The sequence below is a fragment of the Pseudomonas sp. NBRC 111138 genome (assembly GCF_001320835.1).
Lineage (GTDB): Bacteria > Pseudomonadota > Gammaproteobacteria > Pseudomonadales > Pseudomonadaceae > Aquipseudomonas > Aquipseudomonas paracarnis.
Genome location: NZ_BCBO01000014.1, coordinates 1 through 19511, shown reverse-complemented (window position 1 = coordinate 19511; position 19511 = coordinate 1). Strand labels below are relative to the sequence as shown.

The 19511-nt window shown below is 62.3% G+C and carries 17 protein-coding genes; 8 read left to right on the top strand and 9 right to left on the bottom strand.

From position 1 onward, the window contains the following. The first annotated feature begins 21 nt into the window (after positions 1–21). Genes APH41_RS02910 through APH41_RS02895 form a run of 4 tightly spaced genes read left to right on the top strand, consistent with a single transcriptional unit; the run spans position 22 to position 4687 of the window. Complete coding sequence (locus APH41_RS02910; RefSeq protein ID WP_014718945.1) at positions 22–495, top strand: MarR family winged helix-turn-helix transcriptional regulator; 474 nt, start codon at positions 22–24, stop codon at positions 493–495. Further along, positions 492–1943 carry an efflux transporter outer membrane subunit gene (locus tag APH41_RS02905; protein ID WP_054917321.1) on the top strand — a complete coding sequence of 484 codons (1452 nt, stop codon included), beginning with the start codon at positions 492–494 and terminating at the stop codon, positions 1941–1943. Before APH41_RS02910 ends, APH41_RS02905 begins: the two co-directional genes overlap by 4 nt. Positions 1944–1958: 15 nt before the next feature. Further along, on the top strand, positions 1959–3158 hold the full coding sequence (locus tag APH41_RS02900) for an efflux RND transporter periplasmic adaptor subunit (RefSeq protein WP_034127907.1): 1200 nt from the start codon (positions 1959–1961) through the stop codon (positions 3156–3158). Continuing rightward, positions 3158–4687, top strand: a complete 1530-nt coding sequence (locus APH41_RS02895) for a DHA2 family efflux MFS transporter permease subunit (RefSeq protein ID WP_054917320.1) — start codon at positions 3158–3160, stop codon at positions 4685–4687. Before APH41_RS02900 ends, APH41_RS02895 begins: the two co-directional genes overlap by 1 nt. A gap of 149 nt (positions 4688–4836) precedes the next feature. Here APH41_RS02895 and lpxH read toward each other — a convergent pair whose 3' ends face one another. Together lpxH and APH41_RS02885 are read right to left on the bottom strand one after the other, a co-directional pair. Beyond that, positions 4837–5586, bottom strand: coding sequence for a UDP-2,3-diacylglucosamine diphosphatase (gene lpxH, locus APH41_RS02890; RefSeq protein WP_014718941.1), 750 nt, complete (start codon positions 5584–5586; stop codon positions 4837–4839). Then, on the bottom strand, positions 5583–6086 hold the full coding sequence (locus tag APH41_RS02885; protein WP_003174772.1) for a peptidylprolyl isomerase: 504 nt from the start codon (positions 6084–6086) through the stop codon (positions 5583–5585). Before APH41_RS02885 ends, lpxH begins: the two co-directional genes overlap by 4 nt. 237 nt (positions 6087–6323) lie before the next feature. Here APH41_RS02885 and APH41_RS02880 point away from each other — a divergent pair, with 237 nt between their 5' ends. Both APH41_RS02880 and cysS read left to right on the top strand, forming a co-directional pair. Continuing rightward, positions 6324–8024 carry a glutamine--tRNA ligase/YqeY domain fusion protein gene (locus tag APH41_RS02880; protein WP_003192174.1) on the top strand — a complete coding sequence of 567 codons (1701 nt, stop codon included), beginning with the start codon at positions 6324–6326 and terminating at the stop codon, positions 8022–8024. 15 nt (positions 8025–8039) lie between these two features. Further along, complete coding sequence (gene cysS, locus APH41_RS02875) at positions 8040–9422, top strand: cysteine--tRNA ligase (RefSeq protein ID WP_034127906.1); 1383 nt, start codon at positions 8040–8042, stop codon at positions 9420–9422. Positions 9423–9622: 200 nt separating this feature from the next. Here the strand turns inward: cysS and APH41_RS02870 are convergent, their stop codons facing one another. The 7 genes from APH41_RS02870 to APH41_RS02840 form a co-directional block, all read right to left on the bottom strand. After that, a complete protein-coding gene (locus APH41_RS02870; protein ID WP_034127905.1) occupies positions 9623–9961 on the bottom strand; it encodes a Na+/H+ antiporter subunit G in 339 nt (112 codons plus the stop codon). Further along, positions 9958–10236 carry a K+/H+ antiporter subunit F gene (locus APH41_RS02865; protein ID WP_003192168.1) on the bottom strand — a complete coding sequence of 93 codons (279 nt, stop codon included), beginning with the start codon at positions 10234–10236 and terminating at the stop codon, positions 9958–9960. The genes APH41_RS02870 and APH41_RS02865 overlap by 4 nt, the downstream gene beginning before the upstream one ends. Further along, complete coding sequence (locus APH41_RS02860; RefSeq protein WP_054897285.1) at positions 10233–10721, bottom strand: Na+/H+ antiporter subunit E; 489 nt, start codon at positions 10719–10721, stop codon at positions 10233–10235. The genes APH41_RS02865 and APH41_RS02860 overlap by 4 nt, the downstream gene beginning before the upstream one ends. Next, the gene (locus APH41_RS02855) at positions 10718–12400 is read right to left on the bottom strand and encodes a monovalent cation/H+ antiporter subunit D (protein ID WP_034127904.1); all 1683 of its coding nucleotides are present in this window, start codon (positions 12398–12400) and stop codon (positions 10718–10720) included. The genes APH41_RS02860 and APH41_RS02855 overlap by 4 nt, the downstream gene beginning before the upstream one ends. Beyond that, entirely contained in the window at positions 12397–12741 is a 345-nt protein-coding gene (locus tag APH41_RS02850) for a Na+/H+ antiporter subunit C (protein ID WP_054917318.1), read from the bottom strand. The genes APH41_RS02855 and APH41_RS02850 overlap by 4 nt, the downstream gene beginning before the upstream one ends. Beyond that, positions 12741–15662 carry a monovalent cation/H+ antiporter subunit A gene (locus APH41_RS02845; RefSeq protein ID WP_014718932.1) on the bottom strand — a complete coding sequence of 974 codons (2922 nt, stop codon included), beginning with the start codon at positions 15660–15662 and terminating at the stop codon, positions 12741–12743. Before APH41_RS02845 ends, APH41_RS02850 begins: the two co-directional genes overlap by 1 nt. 735 nt (positions 15663–16397) lie before the next feature. Then, positions 16398–17327, bottom strand: a complete 930-nt coding sequence (locus APH41_RS02840) for a DMT family transporter (RefSeq protein WP_054897286.1) — start codon at positions 17325–17327, stop codon at positions 16398–16400. A gap of 92 nt (positions 17328–17419) precedes the next feature. Between APH41_RS02840 and APH41_RS02835 the strand changes: the two genes are divergently transcribed. Then, on the top strand, positions 17420–17983 hold the full coding sequence (locus APH41_RS02835) for a helix-turn-helix domain-containing protein (protein WP_054917317.1): 564 nt from the start codon (positions 17420–17422) through the stop codon (positions 17981–17983). A gap of 22 nt (positions 17984–18005) precedes the next feature. Continuing rightward, on the top strand, positions 18006–19400 hold the full coding sequence (locus tag APH41_RS02830) for an FAD/NAD(P)-binding protein (RefSeq protein ID WP_054917316.1): 1395 nt from the start codon (positions 18006–18008) through the stop codon (positions 19398–19400). Positions 19401–19511: the final 111 nt, after the last annotated feature.

Sequence of the window (19511 nt, the reverse complement as noted above, 5' to 3'; positions counted from 1 at the left end):
GCAGTAATAAGGTGACTTTCGATGCCTCACTTCACCCCTGACAACTTCCACAACTGCCACCTCGGGCTGTTGCTGGGCCGCGCCGCGATCCTCAAGGACCGTATCATCGACACCCATATGGAACCCCACGGCATCACCGCCGCGCAGTTCAAGGTGTTGATCATCATGGCCCAGTTCGGCGTCGATACCCCGGCGGAACTGTGCCGCAACCTATCGCTGGATAGCGGTTCTATGACGCGCATGCTCGACCGTCTGGAGCAAAAAGACTTGCTCAGCCGCAAGCGCTCCGAGCTGGATCGCCGCCAGGTGCAGTTGGTGCTGACCGCCGAGGGCCAGCGCCTGGCGGACATGCTGCCGCACATTGGCGCCAAGGCCCTTAACCAGTTGGCCGGCGTGCTTGAGCCGGGCGAGCTGGAAACCCTGGAGCGGATCCTGAAGAAAATGCTGATCGCTGCGGGTGACCCCATCACGATCCAGCGGGTAGGTAGATCATGAACACACGCGCATTCAGCCTGGTGCTGGCGGCGATGACGTTGGCCGGTTGCGCCAATTACAGCGGCCTCGACACCCAGGGCCAGCGCCTCGACGCCAATACCTTGCACACCGGTAAATCCCTCAGCGGCGTGACGCTGTCGAGCGCCGCCTGGCCGGCCGCCGACTGGTGGAAAAGCCTGGGCGACCCACAGCTTGACGGCCTGATCCAGGAAGCCCTGCAGAACAGCCCCGACATGCAAGTCGCCGACGCCCGCGCCCACCAGGCCGAAGCGGCGGCCTATGCCGCCAACGCCGCCCGTATGCCGACCCTGGATGCCAGCGCCGGCGTGAGCCGTTCACGCCTGGCCAAGGACCAGGACCCACGCGGGCAGGGCGATGCCTATTCGACGGTGCGCAACATCGGCGCCAGCTTCAATTACAACTTCGACCTGTGGGGCGGCCAGCGCGCCGCCTGGGAAGCGGCGTTGGGCGAGGCCCGTGCTGCCGAAGTCGACCAGCAGGCCGCGCGCCTGACACTGGCCGCGAACGTGGCCAAGGCCTACAGCGACCTGGGCCAGGCCCATATCGTGCGTGACCTGGCCGTGGATGACCTCAAGCGTACCCGCCAGATGCTCGACCTGAGCAAGCGCCGCCTGAGTTCCGGTATCGACAGCGAGTACCAGTTCCAGCAGACCGAGAGCCTGGAAGCCAGTTCTCAGTCGCAACTGATTGACGCGGAAAAACAACTACAAAGCGCCAAGATCGCGTTGGCTGTGTTGCTCGGCAAAGGCCCGGAACGCGGTGACGAGTTGGCGCGCCCAGCGGTGCTCAAACCCAGCGCCGTGGCCGTGCCGGCGGTGTTGCCTGCCGAGTTGCTTGGCCGTCGCCCGGACCTGGTCGCCGCACGTTGGCGCGTAGAGGCCGCGAGCAAGAACATCGATGCCAGCAAGACCCGCTTCTACCCCAACCTCAACCTGAGCGCGAGCGCCGGTGCCGAGTCGTTGCTGGGCGATGCGATGTTCGGTTCGGCCAGCCGCTTCTTCAACATTGCGCCGACGATTTCGCTGCCGATCTTTGACGGCGGCCGTCTGCGTGCTGATCTCGATGCCCGCGACGCCGACTACGACCTGGCCGTGGCCCAGTACAACAAAACCCTGGTGCAAGCCTTGGGCGATATCGGCAACAGCCTGTCCCAACTGCGCGACACCGGGCGGCAGATCCAGGCCCAGCAACATGCCGCCGACATCGCGCAGCAGTCCTACGACACCGGGGTGCAACGCTACAGCTCAGGCATCGGTAACTACCTGGATGTGCTCAGCATCGAGCAGCAATTGCTGCAGGCCCAGCGTCAGCTGGCCACCCTGAATGCGGCGCAGATCGACCTGTCGATTCAATTGATGCAGGCCCTGGGTGGCGGGTACCACGCCAACAGCGTGGCCGCGACCACCCCAGCTACACGCACGGAATAATTTGAGGTATTTGTCATGGCCACTGCCGACAGCAACAACGCAACCGAACAACCCAAAGACACCAACCCCCGCAAACGCAAAGTGATGCTGATCGGCCTGGCGCTCATCGTCATCCTGAGTGTGGTGGGCGTGTGGGCCTGGTATGAGTTCTACGGGCGCTTCAATGAAAGCACCGACGACGCCTATGTGAACGGCAACGTGGTGGAAATCACCCCGCTGGTCACCGGCACCGTGGTCAGCATTGGCGCCGACGATGGTGACCTGGTCCATGAAGGCCAGGTGCTGATCAACTTCGACCCCAACGACGCCGCCGTCGGCCTGCAGAGTGCCCAGGCCAACCTGGCCCGCACCGTGCGCCAAGTACGCGGCCTGTACAGCAACGTCGATGGCATGAAAGCCCAGGTCAATGCGCAGAAGGCCGATGTACAGACGGCCCAGGACAACTACAACCGCCGCAAGACCCTGGCCCAGGGCGGCGCGATTTCCCAGGAAGAACTGTCTCACGCTCGCGACAGCCTGACTGCCGCCAAGAACGCCTTGACCAACCTTGAGCAACAACTGAAAACCACCAATGCCCTGGTGGATGACACTGTGATTTCGTCCCACCCCGATGTGCAAGCGGCCGCCGCGCAACTGCGCCAGGCGTACCTGACCAATGCGCGCAGCACCTTGATCGCGCCGGTCACCGGCTATGTGGCCAAGCGCACCGTGCAACTGGGCCAGCGCGTCCAACCGGGCACCGCGCTGATGGCGGTGATCCCGCTGGACCAGCTGTGGATCGACGCCAATTTCAAGGAAACCCAACTGCGGGATATGCGCATCGGCCAGCCGGTGGATATCGAGTCGGACATCTACGGCAGCGACGTCAAGTACAGCGGCACCGTCGACAGCCTTGGCGCCGGCACGGGCAGCGCGTTCGCCTTGCTGCCCGCGCAGAACGCCACCGGCAACTGGATCAAGATCGTGCAGCGGGTACCGGTGCGCATCCATATCAACGCCGAAGAGCTGGCCAAACACCCGCTGCGAGTGGGCTTGAGCACCGTGGTCAACGTAGACCTGCACGACCAGAGCGGCCCGGTGCTGGCGCAACAGGCGCCGCAAAAAGCCTCGTTCACCACCAACGTGTATGACCGCCAATTGGCCGAGGCCGATGCCATGATCAACCAGTTGATCCATGACAACAGCGTCGCCGCTCCCAAGGCTGCGCAACGCTGATGAGCAATAACGCCTCGTTCACGCCACCCAGCCTGTTGATGGCCACTATTGGCCTGTCGCTGGCGACCTTCATGCAGGTGCTCGACACCACCATCGCCAACGTGGCGTTGCCGACTATCTCCGGCAACCTGGGGGTGAGTTCGGAGCAGGGCACCTGGGTGATCACTTCGTTTGCGGTGAGCAACGCCATCGCCTTGCCGCTCACCGGTTGGTTGAGCCGGCGCTTTGGCGAGGTGAAGCTGTTCTTGTGGGCGACCCTGCTGTTCGTGCTGGCGTCGTTCCTGTGCGGTATCTCTACCTCGATGCCTGAGCTGATCGGCTTTCGGGTGCTGCAAGGCTTGGTCGCCGGGCCGTTATATCCGATGACCCAGACCTTGTTGATTGCAGTCTACCCGCCGGCCAAGCGCGGCATGGCCCTGGCGTTATTGGCGATGGTCACGGTGGTCGCGCCGATTGCCGGGCCCATCCTCGGCGGCTGGATCACCGATAGCTACAGTTGGCCGTGGATCTTTTTCATCAACGTGCCCATCGGTGTCTTTGCGGTGATGGTGGTGCGTTCGCAGTTGAAGAAGCGTCCGGTGGTCACCAGTTATCAGCCGATGGATTACGTTGGGCTGCTGAGCCTGATCGTCGGTGTGGGCGCCTTGCAGATCATCCTCGACAAGGGCAATGACCTGGACTGGTTCGAGTCCAACTTCATCATCATTGGTGCGGCCATTTCGGTGATTGCCCTGGCGGTGTTCGTGATCTGGGAGATGACCGACAAGCACCCGGTGGTCAACCTGCGACTGTTCGCGCACCGTAACTTCCGGATCGGCACCATCGTGTTGATCCTGGGTTATGCGGGCTTTTTCGGCATCAACCTGATCCTGCCGCAGTGGCTGCAAACCCAGATGGGCTACACCGCCACCTGGGCCGGGCTGGCGGTGGCGCCGATCGGCATTTTGCCGGTGCTGATGTCGCCGTTCGTGGGCAAGTACGCGCACAAGTTCGACCTGCGCCTGCTGGCGGGCCTGGCGTTCCTGGCGATTGGCTTGAGCTGCTTCATGCGCGCCGGTTTCACCAACGAAGTGGACTTCACCCACATCGCCATGGTGCAGCTGTTCATGGGCATCGGCGTGGCGCTGTTCTTCATGCCTACCTTGAGCATCCTCATGTCCGACCTGCCGCCGCACCAGATTGCCGACGGCGCGGGGCTTGCGACCTTCCTGCGCACCTTGGGCGGCAGCTTCGCGGCCTCGCTGACAACCTGGATCTGGATTCGCCGGGCCGACCAGCACCATGCCTACATGAGCGAGAACATGACCGTCTACGACTCGACCACCCGCGATGCGTTGCAGGCGCTGGGTGGGGCAGGGCAGAAGGCCTATACCCAACTGGACCAGATTCTCACCAGCCAGGCGTACATGATGTCCACCGTGGATTACTTCACGTTGCTGGGGTGGATGTTCATGGGCTTGATGTTGCTGGTGTGGCTGGCCAAGCCACCGTTCACGGCGAAGGCCGGGCCTGCGGCTTCGGGGCACTGATTGTAAGGTCAGCGCGGTCCCTGTGGGAGCTGGCTTGTGTGGGAGCTGGCTTGCCTGCGATAGCATCACCTCGGTGCATCTGATACACCGAGGTGTCTGCATCGCAGGCAAGCCAGCTCCCACAGGTTGAACGGTGTTGTGTCAGAGGTTCAGGCGCCAGGCAACGCTAACTGCGGGTTGACGAAGTCAAACGCCGCCAGCTGAAATCCTTGCTCATCCACCTGCAGCGCCCACCCTTGCTTGTCCCAGTCCCCCAGCACAATGCGCTTGGCCGCCTGGTCGCCGATCTGCAACTTATGGATGGCGGGGCGGTGGGTATGGCCGTGGACCAGGGTGCGCACGCCGAACTGCTGCATCACCCGTGGCACTTCTTCAGGGGTGACATCGACAATGTCGTTGGCCTTCATGCGCACTTGAGCGCTGCTCTCACTGCGCAACTTGCGCGCCAGTTTGTGGCGGGTGCCCAAGGGCAGGTGGCGCAGGATAAACAGTACAACCGGGTTACGCAGGATGCGCCGCAGCTTCATATAGCCGAGGTCGCGGGTGCAGAGGCTGTCGCCGTGCATCAACAGCACTGGCTCGCCATACAACTGCACGACCGTCGGGTCCTTGAGCAAGGTAGCGCCTGCCGCTTTGCAGAACGCCTTACCGATCAGGAAGTCACGGTTGCCGTGCATGATGAAAATCGGGGTGCCGCTGTCGCTCAGCTCACGCAGAGCCGCGCAGATGGAACGCTGGAAGGGGGTCATGCCATCGTCGCCAATCCAGGCTTCGAAGAAGTCCCCCAGAATGTACAACGCCTGGGCGCCACGGGCGCGGCCGTGGAGCAGATCCAGAAACGCCCGGGTGATGTCCGGGCGCTCCTCTTCCAGATGCAAATCTGAAATCAGCAATATCACCCAACGATCTCGGCTTTCTCGACGATCACGTCTTCGGCTGGAACGTCCTGGTGACCGGCCTTGGAGGTGGTCGATACGCCTTTGATCTTGTCGACAACGTCAGTGCCTTCGGTGACTTTACCGAACACCGCGTAGCCCCAACCCTGCACGTTCTTGCCGCTGTGGTTCAGGAAGGCGTTGTCGGCGACGTTGATGAAGAACTGCGCGGAGGCCGAATGCGGCTCCATGGTACGGGCCATGGCGACGGTGTACTTGTCGTTGGAAAGGCCGTTGTCCGCTTCGTTCTGGATGCTTGGACGCTTGTCTTTCTTCTCTTTCATGCCCGGCTCGAAACCGCCGCCCTGGATCATGAAGTTACCGATGACACGGTGGAAAACAGTGTTTTCGTAGTGGCCGGCTTTGACGTATTCGATGAAGTTGGCGACGGTGATCGGCGCTTTCTCGGCGTTCAGCTCGATAACGATGTCACCGTGGTTGGTGGTCAGTTTGACTTGAGTCATGTTCGCTACTCTTTTCAGGGAATTCGTGGGTGTGGGCGCCTGGGCACCTTACCTGTCTGGCTAAACGACGGCCAAGGCGCGCAGTTTAGCGTGCCCTGCGGGAATTTCGAGGTGGTTTTTTACCGCCCGGGCAATTAATTGGCCGCGCTCTGTATGTGTCTTGACTGCTTCGGCTATTATGAGCCCTTTGTTTTATCTGGCCCCACCTGGCCACGCACCTGTCTGTTCAAGGATCCTATGAGCAAGCCCACTGTCGACCCTACCTCGAATACCAAGGCCGGACCTGCCGTCCCGGTCAATTTCCTGCGCCCGATCATCCAGGCGGACCTGGATTCGGGCAAGCACACGCAGATCGTCACCCGTTTCCCACCTGAGCCCAACGGCTACCTGCACATCGGCCACGCCAAGTCGATCTGTGTGAACTTCGGCCTGGCCCAGGAGTTCGGTGGCGTCACGCACCTGCGTTTCGACGACACCAACCCGGCCAAGGAAGACCAGGAATACATCGACGCCATCGAAAGCGACATCAAGTGGCTGGGCTTCGAATGGTCCGGTGAAGTGCGCTATGCCTCCAAGTATTTCGACCAGTTGTTCGACTGGGCCGTCGAGTTGATCAAGGCCGGCAAGGCTTATGTGGACGACCTGACCCCGGAGCAGGCCAAGGAGTACCGTGGCACGCTGACCGAGCCGGGCAAGAACAGCCCGTTCCGCGACCGTTCGGTGGAAGAGAACCTGGACTGGTTCAACCGTATGCGCGCCGGCGAGTTCCCGGACGGCGCCCGCGTGCTGCGCGCCAAGATCGACATGGCCTCGCCGAACATGAACCTGCGCGACCCGATCATGTACCGCATCCGCCACGCCCATCACCACCAGACCGGTGACAAGTGGTGCATCTACCCCAACTACGACTTCACCCACGGTCAGTCGGACGCCATCGAAGGCATCACCCACTCCATCTGCACCCTGGAGTTCGAAAGCCATCGCCCACTGTATGAATGGTTCCTGGACAGCCTGCCGGTCCCGGCGCACCCACGTCAGTACGAGTTCAGCCGCCTGAACCTGAACTACACCATCACCAGCAAGCGCAAGCTCAAGCAACTGGTCGATGAAAAGCACGTGCATGGCTGGGATGACCCGCGCATGTCGACTCTGTCGGGCTTCCGTCGCCGTGGCTACACCCCGGCGTCGATCCGCAACTTCTGCGACATGGTCGGCACCAACCGTTCCGACGGCGTGGTCGATTTCGGTATGCTGGAATTCAGCATCCGTCAGGACCTGGATGCCAATGCACCGCGCGCCATGTGCGTGCTGCGCCCGTTGAAAGTCGTGATCACCAACTACCCGGAAGGCCAGGTCGAGAACCTCGAACTGCCGCGTCACCCGCAGAAAGAAGAGCTGGGCGTGCGCAAATTGCCGTTCGCCCGCGAGATCTACATCGACCGTGACGACTTCATGGAAGAGCCGCCAAAAGGCTACAAGCGCCTGGAGCCGAACGGCGAAGTGCGCCTGCGCGGCAGTTACGTGATCCGTGCGGACGAAGCGATCAAGGACGCCGACGGCAACATCGTCGAACTGCGTTGCTCGTACGATCCGGACACCCTGGGCAAGAACCCTGAAGGCCGCAAGGTCAAGGGTGTGGTCCACTGGGTGCCGGCCGCTGCCAGCATCGAATGCGAAGTGCGCCTGTACGATCGTCTGTTCCGCTCGCCAAACCCTGAGAAGGCTGAAGACAGCGCGAGTTTCCTCGACAACATCAACCCTGATTCCCTGCAAGTACTCACTGGTTGTCGTGCCGAGCCATCGCTTGGCGACGCACAGCCGGAAGACCGTTTCCAGTTCGAGCGCGAAGGCTACTTCTGCGCGGATATCAAGGACTCGAAACCTGGTGCTCCGGTATTCAACCGTACCGTGACCTTGCGAGATTCGTGGGGCCAGTGATTTAAGGGAAACATCGTGCTAACGATCTACAACACGCTCAGCAAGACCAAAGAAGTCTTCAAGCCGCTGGACGGCAACAAGGTGCGCATGTACGTGTGCGGCATGACCGTGTACGACTACTGCCACATCGGCCACGGCCGCAGCATGGTTGCCTTCGACCTGGTGACCCGCTGGTTGCGTTTCAGCGGCTATGACTTGACGTACGTGCGCAACATCACCGACATCGACGACAAGATCATCAACCGTGCCAACGAAAACGGCGAGTCGTTCGACGCGCTGACCGAGCGCATGATCGCCGCCATGCACGAGGACGAGGCACGCCTCAACATTCTCAAGCCGGACATGGAGCCGCGTGCCACGGACCACATCCCGGGCATGCACGCGATGATCCAGACCTTGATCGACAAGGGCTACGCCTACGCCCCAGGCAACGGCGACGTGTACTACCGCGTCGCCAAGTTCATGGGCTACGGCAAGCTGTCGCGTAAAAAGATCGAAGACCTGCGCATCGGCGCGCGTATCGAAGTCGACGAAGCCAAGCAGGACCCGCTCGACTTCGTACTGTGGAAAGCCACCAAGCCGGGCGAGCCGAGCTGGGAGTCGCCGTGGGGCGCCGGGCGTCCGGGCTGGCACATCGAATGCTCGGTGATGTCCACCTGCTGCCTGGGCGAGACCTTCGACATTCATGGCGGCGGCAGCGACCTTGAGTTCCCGCACCACGAAAACGAAATCGCCCAGAGCGAAGCCGCCACCGGCAAGACTTACGCCAACGCCTGGATGCACTGCGGCATGATCCGCATCAATGGCGAGAAGATGTCCAAGTCCTTGAACAACTTCTTCACCATCCGCGACGTGCTGGAAAAGTACCACCCGGAAGTGGTGCGCTACCTGCTGGTGTCCAGCCACTACCGCAGCGCCATCAACTACTCGGAAGACAACCTCAAGGACGCCAAGGGCGCCCTGGAGCGTTTCTACCACGCGTTGAAAGGTTTGCCTGCGGTGGCGCCGGCAGGCGGCGAAGCCTTCGTGGCACGCTTCACCGAAGTGATGAACGACGACTTCGGTACCCCGGAAGCCTGCGCCGTGCTGTTCGAGATGGTGCGCGAGATCAACCGCTTGCGCGAGACCGATATCGACGCAGCGGCGGGCCTGGCGGCGCGTCTGAAAGAACTGGCCAGCGTGCTGGGCGTGTTGCAAATGGAGGCCGATGACTTCCTGCAAGCCGGCGCTGAAGGGCGTGTGGATGCCGCTGAGGTAGATGCACTGATCCAGGCGCGTCTGGCGGCTCGCACCAATAAAGACTGGGCGGAATCCGACCGTATCCGCGACCAACTGACCGCGATGGGTGTGGTGTTGGAAGACGGCAAGGGTGGGACGACGTGGCGGTTGGCTGACTGACCGTTGATAGCTGCACGCTGAATAAAAAAACGCCCCGACTGGTTCGGGGCATTTTTTTGCACTCTCGTTCCCACGCTCTGCGTGGGAATGCATACCGAGACGCTCCGCCTCGCCCGCTCGCCCGAGTGGGGCGGACGCGGAGCGTCCTGGGCGGCGTTACCACGCAGAGCGTGGGAACGATCTGCGCTCCTACAAAAACATCAGCGGCGGCTGCTGACTTCGGCGGGGACGTCATCACCGGCCATGCGTTTGCGGAACAGCGCGGTTCGCGCCAGCAGCAGTGTGGTGACCGGCACGGTGATCGCGAGCAAAATCGGAATCAACCAGCCATGCAATACCGGCCCGGACTTGAGCACCGAAAAGTAGATGATTGACGCCAACGCCACGCTCCACGCCCCCAACGTCGAGGCTAGTGCTGGCGGGTGCATGCGTTGGAAAAATTCTTTCATTCGCAGCAAGCCAATCGCGCCAATCAAGGCAAACAGGCCGCTGAGCAACAGCAACGCCGCCACGATAATTTCAACCCATAACGGCATCATTCAATCACCTCGCCACGCAGCAGGAATTTGGCCAGGGCGAACGAGCCGACGAAGCCGAACAGCGCGATCAATAGCGCCGCTTCAAAGTAAGTGTCGCTGGCATAGCGAATACCCAGGGTCAGCATCATCAGCATCGCCAGGATGTACAGGTAGTCCAGCGCCAGTACCCGGTCCTGGGCCGAGGGGCCTTTGAACAGGCGCACCAGGGTCAGCACCATGGCCAGGGAGAACAGGAACAGGCTGAACAGGATCGCATTGGCGAGCAGGGCGCTCATTCGAAGATCTCCATCAGGGGCCGTTCGTAGGCTTGCTTGAATTGCTGGATAAACGAGGCTTCGTCATCCAGGTCGAAAACGTGCAGCAGCAGGATGCTGCGGTCCAGGGCCAGCTCCGACCAGACGGTGCCGGGGGTCACGCTGGTGATCATCGCCAGCACAGCCAGGCCGTTGGCGTCGCGCAGGTCCAGGGGGATCTTGATAAAGCGCGAGCGCGGTGGGCGGGAGCCGCAGGTGAGTACGCCCCATGCCACGTGCAGGTTGGAGATGATCACATCGAGGCCGACCCGGAAAAACAGGCGGATGATCACCCCAGGGCGGCGGATGCGGATCGGCAGCGGGCGCAGCGGCGCCATCATCAGCGGCGCAAGAAAGCCCAACAGTGCGCCCAGCAGCAGGTTGCCGGGGCTGATCGACAAGTTCAGCACCAGCCACAATACCCACAACGCCAACGACAGCCAGGGAGCCGGGAACAGACGCTTCATGGCTGCACCTCCAGGGCGGCGGCCTTGGCTTCAGGGCTCGGCACTGGCCGGGTCGCGAGCACTGCCATCACGTAGTGTTCCGGGTTGTTCAGGCTTTCGGCAGTGGCCTGGGTGTAGCGCATCAGCGCCTCGGCCTTGAAGGTCAGCGCGATGCTCAACCCCAGCAGCAGGAAGATCGGCACACACTCGTAGCGGCGCAGCAGCGGTGATGGGCGTTCTTCCGGGGTCCAGAAGCGCTGGATGCCGAGGCGGGCGAAAGCGATGAGCGAGGCCAGGCCAGAGAGAATCAGCAGCGCCACCAGGCCCCAGGCCGCCGGGCGGATGGACTCGTCCACGGCGTTGCCCAAGCCCAGTGGGTTGATCAGCGCGCTCAACAGGCTGAGCTTGCCGATAAACCCGGACAGCGGCGGCATGCCGATAATCAGCAGCGCGCAGGCGATAAAGCTCAGGCCCAGGAAGGCCATGGTCCAAGGGATGACCTGGCCGATCACCGCTTTTTGCTCATCGTCCAGGTTCACACCCGGGCGCGGATGCAGCGATTCCATGGCTTTGGGCAGCGCATCAATTTCTTCATCCAGCGGCAGGTCGTTGGCCGAACGCGAACGCTCGATCAACTCCGCCAGCAAAAACAGCGCACTCAGTGCCAGGGTAGAACTGACCAGATAGAACAGCGCCCCCGCGGTCAGGCTCGGCTGGGCAAACCCTACCGCTGACAGCAGGATACCCGCCGACACCAGGATACTCAGACTGGCCATGCGCTCCAGGCGCTGCGCCGCCACCATCGCCAGTGCCGCGCAAATGATGGTCGCCATGCCGCCATACACCAGCCAATCGCCGCCAAACAGTGCCGAAGCCCCGGCCTGGCCGGAGAACAGCAGGGTCCACAGGCGCAGCACGGTGTACACGCCGACCTTGGTCATGATCGCGAACATTGCCGCCACCGGCGCGCTGGCGGAGGAATAGGCGGGTGCCAGCCAGAAGTTCAGCGGCCACATGCCGGCCTTGGCCAGGAACGCCGTAGCCAGGATCGCTGCACCAGCATGCAACAGGCCGCGATCAGCCTCCGGCACCAGCGGGATCTTCAACGCCAGGTCGGCAAAGTTCAGCGTGCCGGTGACGCCGTAGATCATCGCCGCGCCAATCAGGAACAGCGACGACGCCAGCAGGTTGATCGCAATGTAATGCAGCCCCGACGACACCCGCGCACGGCCGGAACCGTGCAGCATCAGGCCGTAGGAGGCGGCCAGCAGCACTTCGAAGAACACGAACAGGTTGAACAGGTCGGCGGTGAGGAAGGCGCCATACAGCCCCATCAGTTGGATCTGGAACAGGGCATGGAAGCTGGTGCCCGCACGGTCCCAGCGGGCCATGGCGAACAGCAGCGCGCTGACGCCGATAACCCCGGTCAGCACCAGCATCATCGCCGACAGTTGGTCCACCACCAGGACGATGCCGAACGGCACCTGCCAGTTGCCCGGCAGATACACACCAATCGAGCCGGGGCCGCCTTGTTGCGTCCAGTACAACAGCAGCACGGCAACGCCCAGTCCGGCGATGCTGGAGCACAGATTGATCTGGGCTTTGAGTGGGCGGCGTTTCTCGCCCAGCATCAGCATCAGCCCGGCGGTGAGCAGCGGCAGCAGGATCGGCGCGACGATCAGTTGATTCATCCACGTCATTCCTTGGGCTCCCGGCCGTCTACATGGTCAGTGCCGGTGAGGCCCCGGGATGCCAGCAGCACCACCAGGAACAACGCGGTCATGGTGAAGCTGATCACGATGGCCGTGAGCACCAGGGCCTGAGGCAGTGGATCGGTGTAGTTGAGCAGGTCTTGGGGCACGCCGTCCTTGATGATCGGCTCCTTGCCGATAAACAGGCTGCCCATGCTGAAGATGAACAGGTTGACCCCGTAGGACAGCAGGCACAAACCCATGACCACCTGGAACGTCCGTGGCCGCAGGATCAACCAGACGCCGGAGGCCGCCAGGACCCCAATGGCTATTGCGATGACTTCTTCCATCAGGCGGCTCCTTCGGTTGCAGCAACCACTTTGGGCTGGTTGCTCGGTTTATGCGCGCGCACCGACTGGTGGCCGAGGGCGGTGAGCATCAACAGGGTCGAGCCCACGACCATGGCGTACACGCCGACGTCAAAGAACAGCGCACTGGCGATATGAATATCGCCCAGTAACGGCAGGCTGAAATGCCAGGTATGCGTAGTGAGGAACGGGTACCCGGCGAACAGCGCGCCCAGCCCGGTCAAGGTGGCCGACAGCAGGCCGAAGCCCATCCAGCGCATCGGCCGCAGGCTCATCTGCGCCTCGACCCACTGGGTGCCGGCGACCATGTATTGCAGGATAAACGCCACCGACATCACCAGCCCGGCGACGAAACCACCCCCAGGTTGGTTGTGGCCACGCATGAACAGATAAAACGACACCACCAGCGCAATCGGCAGCAGCAGGCGCACCAGCACCGCCGGCACCATCATAAAGCCCAGGGCGGTGTCGCTGGCCTGGCGCGGGTTGACCAGGTCGGTGGCCACGTCCGGTGCCAGTTGGCGCTGTTGGGGTGGCAACTCCATGCTTTCCTTGGACGGGCGGAAGCGGCGCAGTAAGGCGTACACGGTCAAGGCCACGGCGCCGAGTACGGTGATTTCGCCCAGGGTGTCGAAGCCACGGAAGTCCACCAGCATCACGTTCACCACATTGCTGCCGCCGCCTTCGGGCAAGGCACGGCTTAAGTAGAACGAGGAGATATCGTTGGGCGTCTGGCGGGTCAGCATCGCGTAGGACAACAGCGCCATGCCGCCGCCCACCACAGTGGAGAGCAGCAAGTCACGCAGGCGGCGGATACGCGCCTTGCGCAGCGAGCTGGGCAGGGGTGAGACCTCTTCGATCCGCCTTGGCAGCCAGCGCAGGCCGAGCAGGATCAGCACGGTGGTGACCACTTCCACCACCAATTGGGTGAGGGCCAGGTCCGGCGCCGAGAACCACACGAAGGTGACGCAGGTCATCAGGCCGCACACGCTGACCATGGTCAGGGCCGCCAGCCGGTGGTACTTGGCTTGCCAGGCGGCGCCGAGGGCGCAGGCAATCGCCAGCAACCACAGGGTGACGAAGACGATGGAACCCGGGATTTTCGGGCGGTCGCCCCAGCTGAGGCCACTGTTGATCATCGGGATCATCGCGCCGATCACTGCCAGCAGCACCAACAGGAACAACTGGGTTTGCAGGCGCTTGGTGCTGATGCGTTTCTCGATGCGGCGCACGCCGCGCATCATCACCACCAGGCAGCGCTCGAAACCGCGCTTGCCGTTGAAGTAGCCGATCAGCGGTGGGTATTCGAAGCGGCCACGCTTGAGTTGCTTGCGCAGCATCAGGTACAGCACCACGCCGCCGGTCATTGCCACCAGGCTCATGATCATCGGCGCGTTCCAGCCGTGCCAGATCGCCAGGCTATATTCCGGTAGCGTACCGCCCACCACCGGCAGGGCGGCAGCGGCGAGGATCGAGCCGACCACCTGGGCCGGGAAAATCCCCACCAGCAGACAGGTGAACACCAACAGCTCGACGGGTGCGCGCATCCAGCGCGGCGGCTCGTGGGGCGTGTGCGGCAAGTCGGTGGCGGGCGGGCCGAAGAACACGTCCACGGTAAAACGCAGGGCATAGGCCACGCTGAATGTACCGGCAATGGTCGCGATCACCGGCAGGGCGATTTCCACCCATTGGGTCGACGAGATAAACACGGTTTCGGCAAAGAACATCTCTTTGGACAGGAAGCCATTGAGCAACGGCACCCCGGCCATGGACGCGCTGGCGACCATCGCCAGGGTCGCGGTAAACGGGATCAGGCGCACCAGCCCACTGAGCTTGCGGATATCCCGCGTGCCGCTTTCGTGGTCGATGATGCCCGCCGCCATGAACAGCGAAGCCTTGAAGGTGGCGTGGTTGAGAATGTGGAATACCGCGGCAACTGCGGCCAGTGGGCTGTTGAGGCCCAGCAGCAGGGTGATCAGCCCGAGGTGGCTGATGGTGGAATAGGCCAGCAGGCCCTTGAGATCGTTTTGAAACATGGCGCAGTAAGCGCCGAGGAGGAGAGTGAGGGCGCCGGCACCGCCGACGATCCAGAACCATTCTTCGCTGCCGGACAGCGACGGCCACAGGCGGGCCAGCAGGAACACGCCGGCCTTCACCATCGTCGCCGAGTGTAGGTAAGCCGAAACCGGGGTGGGCGCCGCCATGGCATGGGGCAGCCAGAAATGGAAGGGGAACTGCGCGCTTTTGCTCAAGGCGCCGATCAGCACCAGGGCGAGCATGACCGGGTACAGCGAATGCGCGCGAATCTGATCGCCCGCCGCCAGCACCTGGTCCAGGTCATAGCTGCCGACGATATGCCCCAGCAGCATCACCCCCGCCAACAGGCACAGCCCGCCGGCGCCGGTGACCATCAGCGCCATATACGCCCCGCGTCGCGCATCGGCACGGTGGTGCCAATAGCCGATCAGCAGGAACGAGAACAGGCTGGTCAGTTCCCAGAAGAATACGATCTGGATCAGGTTGCCGGAGATCACCAAACCCAGCATGGCGCCCATGAACGCCAGGAAAAACGCAAAGAAACGCGGCACCGGGTCGTCCGGCGACATGTAGTAGCGCGCATACAGCGACACCAGCGTGCCGATGCCCAGCACCAGCATCGAGAACAGCCAGGCAAACCCATCCATGCGCAACACGAAGTTGAGCCCCAGGCTGGGCAACCACATGAATTCTTCGCGGATCACGCCACCGTGGGCGATCTGAGGGTAGAGCAGGGCGACTTGAATAGTACCGACCAGTGCCACAAGGCCGGCCAACAGCGATTCGGTGTTACGTGCGTTATGCGGCAGCAAGGCCGCCAGACAGCTGCCGATAAAAGGCAGAAGCAGTAGAACTATCAGGGACATAGGCTTCTAATCTGCGGGAGTTTGGGATGCATCATACGTGCCGCTTTCACGATCACCAAACGGCAAGATGTGGCAGGATCCTACAAGGTAGGCTGAAACCTCCCATTTGGCACTGTTTCAACCTGCCCTTGAATTAAAATGCAGACCTCTGTGGGAGCCGTTATCTGCAGCGACGCCGTACCTGTGGCGAGGGAGCTTGCTCCCGTGACGGGCTGACAGTCGACGCTTATCTCCCTGACACCCCACGATCCAATTGTGGGAGCTGGCTTGCCTGCGAAGACGGCCTGACAGCCGACACCTATCTCCCTGACACCCCGCGATCAAACTGTGGGAGAGGGCTTGCTCGTGAAGGCGGTCTGGCAGTCTAGAAGGTTGGATTGTGTACATATCCATTGCTGCGGTAACGGCTACTTAGGGTTCCGCCTGACGGCGGGTCACTTTGGAAAAGAGCCGGAATGCCGGCCCAGCCCAAAGTAACCAAAGGGCTCTTGCCCCACCACTCGGCACCTCGCTTAGGCTCGGTGTGCCCGAACACAGTCTTGAATCCGTGGGCCGCCGCCACGCGCCATCCATGGCGCGGGGCGGCTAACCCGGCGTCCTGGCGGGTTACCCACGGATTCAAGCCTGCGCTCGGCCAGCGTGGTTTAACGGAGCGCCTGAGATCAAGATCACAAGCAGATCAAGAGCAAGATCAAGAGCGGCTCGCTTCGCATCGTGGTTACCGTTGATCGCAAACTACCCCTGCCGCTCCTCCTCCAACGCCTCTGCCAACTCAACGGCCTTCTGCCCCTTCGTCTTCAATTCACTCACAATCACCGCCACCACAATCAGCACCGCGCCCAGCATCGCGATCGGTGGGAACCGCTCCCCGGCGATTCGCCCCACAACGCCTGCCCACACCGGCTCACCGGCATAAATCAACGTCGCCCGCGTTGGCGAGACACTCTGCTGTGCCCAGTTCATCGCCACTTGGATCACCGCACTGGTCAAGCCCAGGCCCACGGCACTGAACAGCAACAGCCAAGAAAAGCCCGGCAACGCCTCGCCCATGGGCACCACCATCATGAAGGACAGCACCGAAGCGGTGGCCAGTTGCACCACGGTCACCCGACGAATATCCACCTGGCCGGCAAATGCGCTGATCAAGATGATCTCGGCCGCTATGGCCACTGCACCGATCAAGGTGGCGATTTCACCCGCGCTGAAATTCAGCGAGGCCCCCGCCGGGCCGGTCAACAGCATCAACCCCGCAAACGCCAACATGATGCCGATGCTGGGCATCAAGCCGGGGCGACGGCCAAGCACCAGCCACTGCAACAGCGGTACGAACGGCACATACAAGGCGGTGATAAACGCCGATTGGCTGCTCAAGATGGTTTGCAGGCCAATGGTCTGCAAACCGTAGCCGAACATGATCGCCACCCCGATAAACACCCCGGCCTTCAATTCGAACAGGGTCAGGTCGCGCAGGGTGCGCAAGGAAAAGAACCCCACCACAATCGTCGCTGCCGCGAAGCGCAGCCCCACAAAAAACATCGGCCCGCTGACCGCCATGGCGTGCTGCACCAGCAAAAAGGTGCCGCCCCAGATCATGGTGATCACCACCAGGATGCATTCGGCTTTACTGAAACGGTTGAAACGCGAAGGGGAGTTCGGGGCGGTCATGGCGGCTCGGTCTTGCAAGGGGAAAGCACGGACCGCACAATGCGCCGCACGCTGGGCAGTATACTGCGCACACCCACCTATTGAGCAATATAGTGCACAAAGAAAATCCGCAACGGGCTTCGGTCCTGCAGCACGTCAGCCAGAACGTTCGTCGCCTGCGCCATGCCGCCGACTTGAGCCAGACCGCGCTCTCGGAAAAATCCGGTGTCAGCCGGCGCATGCTGGTGGCGATAGAAGCGGGAGAGAAGAACGTCAGCCTGTCGACCCTGGACCGTGTCGCCGAAGCGTTGGACGTGGCGTTCAGTGATCTGATCCAGGCGCCGGATGTGCGCGACCACAGCCGTATCAATGAGCTGGCCTGGGCGGGCGAGATTGTCGGCAGTAAGGCGGTGTTGCTGGCCAAGGCTACGGCACGGCGTGAGGTCGAACTATGGGAGTGGCGGCTTGAGCCCGGTGACCGTTATTGCCCGGACCCTGACTTGGAAGGGTGGAGCGAACAACTGTTTGTGTTCGAGGGCAGCCTGACGCTGGTGATAGGTGATCAGGAAACTGTCATCAAGGCTGGAGAGTTCTTTATGTTCGCCAGCCACCAGCCCCATGCTTATCGCAATGATGGAAATGCGGCGGTACGGTTTGTTCGAAATGTGGTGATTTGAGCAACAATAAGGGCGAACTGGCATGAGTGAATCCACCCGCGTTGCAGATGTACTGATCATCGGTGGTGGCCTGAGCGGCACGATGCTGGCCGTGCAACTGCTTCGCCTGCCGGGCACGCGGCGTATCCTGATAGTCGAACCCCGTGCTGAGTTGGGGCGCGGCGAAGCCTACAGCGCGGTCGAACTGGGCCATACGCTGAACGGCAATGCGGCGCGTATGAGCGTTGACCCGGACAATGCCGACGACCTGACCCAATGGCTCACCGACTACATCAGCGCCGGCGGATGGCCCGAGTCGAACCAACAGCATGTGCCTATCAGCGAACTGTTCCCGCCACGGGGGCTTTTCGGCTTGTACGCGCAGCAGCGTCTGGCACAAGCCAAGGCGCTTTCTACATCGAGCGTCGAGCACATCCGCGCCGAAGGGGTAGACCTGCAAGTCGATGCCACCTCGGTGTTGTTGACCCTCGATACTGGCGAGCAACTGCGCGGCGCCTGTGCGGTATTGGCCACCGGCATGTTCCCTGCTGCGCGCACTCCGCAGACCGAGTCCACAGGATTGAATGCCGCCGCGTTGGACCCTTGGGATGTACCCGCGATGACCCGGCTCGACCCACAATCGACCGTGCTGATCATCGGCTCGGGCCTGACCATGGTCGATGCCGTGGTCTCCCTGGAGCAGGCCGGCCATCGCGGGCCTATCGAGGTTTTTTCGCGCCACGGCTTGTTGCCCCATGTACGTCGGCAACCGCCGAGCTGGGACGACTTCCTCGCCGCTGACCACAGCCTGAGCAGCCCCCGACAATTGCTGCGTGAGGTGCGACGCCAATGCCAGCTCGCGTTGGGGCAAGGCACAGACTGGCAGGCGCCGCTGGACACGGTGCGCGGGCATATCGCGCGGCTGTGGAGCCAGGCCAGTGAGGCCCAGAAGCGCCAGTTCGTTCGGCATGTACGGCCTTGGTGGGAAAGCCATCACCACCGTTCGCCGCCCTTGAGTGCGCAGTTGGTAGCGCGGTTGCAGGGGCAAGGGCGGTTGCGGATTCAGGCGGCGTCGTTCAAGGGCTTGGTGCCGTCGCAGAAGGGGGTTGCCATTGCGGTGCGCTACCGTGGCGAGGATGTGATCACCAAGATGTTGGGCGCTGCGCTGATCAATTCCAGCGGCATCGAATACGACTGGCGCCGGGTGGCCCGTCCTTTACCGCAGCAACTGCTCAAGCGCGGGTTGATCCAACCTGGGCCGCTGGCGCTGGGGATTGCGGCGGATTCAACGGGGGCGGTGCTGGATGCTCGCGGCGAGGTCAGCCAGCGACTGTTCGCCATGGGGCCGCCGTTGCGGGGCATGTGGTGGGAGAGTACGGCGGTGACCGATGTGGCGCTGCAGGCCAAGGCACTGGCCGCCAGGCTGGCACGGCGCTGAATGTTGGAGCTGGCATTGATTGCCCCAATGCAAGTAACCGGTAATCTTGTGGCGAGGGAGCTTGCTCCCGCTGGAGTGCGAAGCGCTCCCAGGATCTTGGGGCCGCTGCGC

Bases quoted from the DNA above. Each gene is read 5' to 3' on its own strand.
- APH41_RS02910 (WP_014718945.1), top strand. From the start codon at position 22: ATGCCTCACTTCACCCCTGACAACTTCCACAACTGCCACCTCGGGCTG.
- APH41_RS02905 (WP_054917321.1), top strand. From the start codon at position 492: ATGAACACACGCGCATTCAGCCTGGTGCTGGCGGCGATGACGTTGGCC.
- APH41_RS02900 (WP_034127907.1), top strand. From the start codon at position 1,959: ATGGCCACTGCCGACAGCAACAACGCAACCGAACAACCCAAAGACACC.
- APH41_RS02895 (WP_054917320.1), top strand. From the start codon at position 3,158: ATGAGCAATAACGCCTCGTTCACGCCACCCAGCCTGTTGATGGCCACT.
- APH41_RS02885 (WP_003174772.1), bottom strand. From the start codon at position 6,086: ATGACTCAAGTCAAACTGACCACCAACCACGGTGACATCGTTATCGAG.
- APH41_RS02880 (WP_003192174.1), top strand. From the start codon at position 6,324: ATGAGCAAGCCCACTGTCGACCCTACCTCGAATACCAAGGCCGGACCT.
- APH41_RS02870 (WP_034127905.1), bottom strand. From the start codon at position 9,961: ATGATGCCGTTATGGGTTGAAATTATCGTGGCGGCGTTGCTGTTGCTC.
- APH41_RS02865 (WP_003192168.1), bottom strand. From the start codon at position 10,236: ATGAGCGCCCTGCTCGCCAATGCGATCCTGTTCAGCCTGTTCCTGTTC.
- APH41_RS02860 (WP_054897285.1), bottom strand. From the start codon at position 10,721: ATGAAGCGTCTGTTCCCGGCTCCCTGGCTGTCGTTGGCGTTGTGGGTA.
- APH41_RS02855 (WP_034127904.1), bottom strand. From the start codon at position 12,400: ATGACGTGGATGAATCAACTGATCGTCGCGCCGATCCTGCTGCCGCTG.
- APH41_RS02850 (WP_054917318.1), bottom strand. From the start codon at position 12,741: ATGGAAGAAGTCATCGCAATAGCCATTGGGGTCCTGGCGGCCTCCGGC.
- APH41_RS02845 (WP_014718932.1), bottom strand. From the start codon at position 15,662: ATGTCCCTGATAGTTCTACTGCTTCTGCCTTTTATCGGCAGCTGTCTG.
- APH41_RS02840 (WP_054897286.1), bottom strand. From the start codon at position 17,327: ATGACCGCCCCGAACTCCCCTTCGCGTTTCAACCGTTTCAGTAAAGCC.
- APH41_RS02830 (WP_054917316.1), top strand. From the start codon at position 18,006: ATGAGTGAATCCACCCGCGTTGCAGATGTACTGATCATCGGTGGTGGC.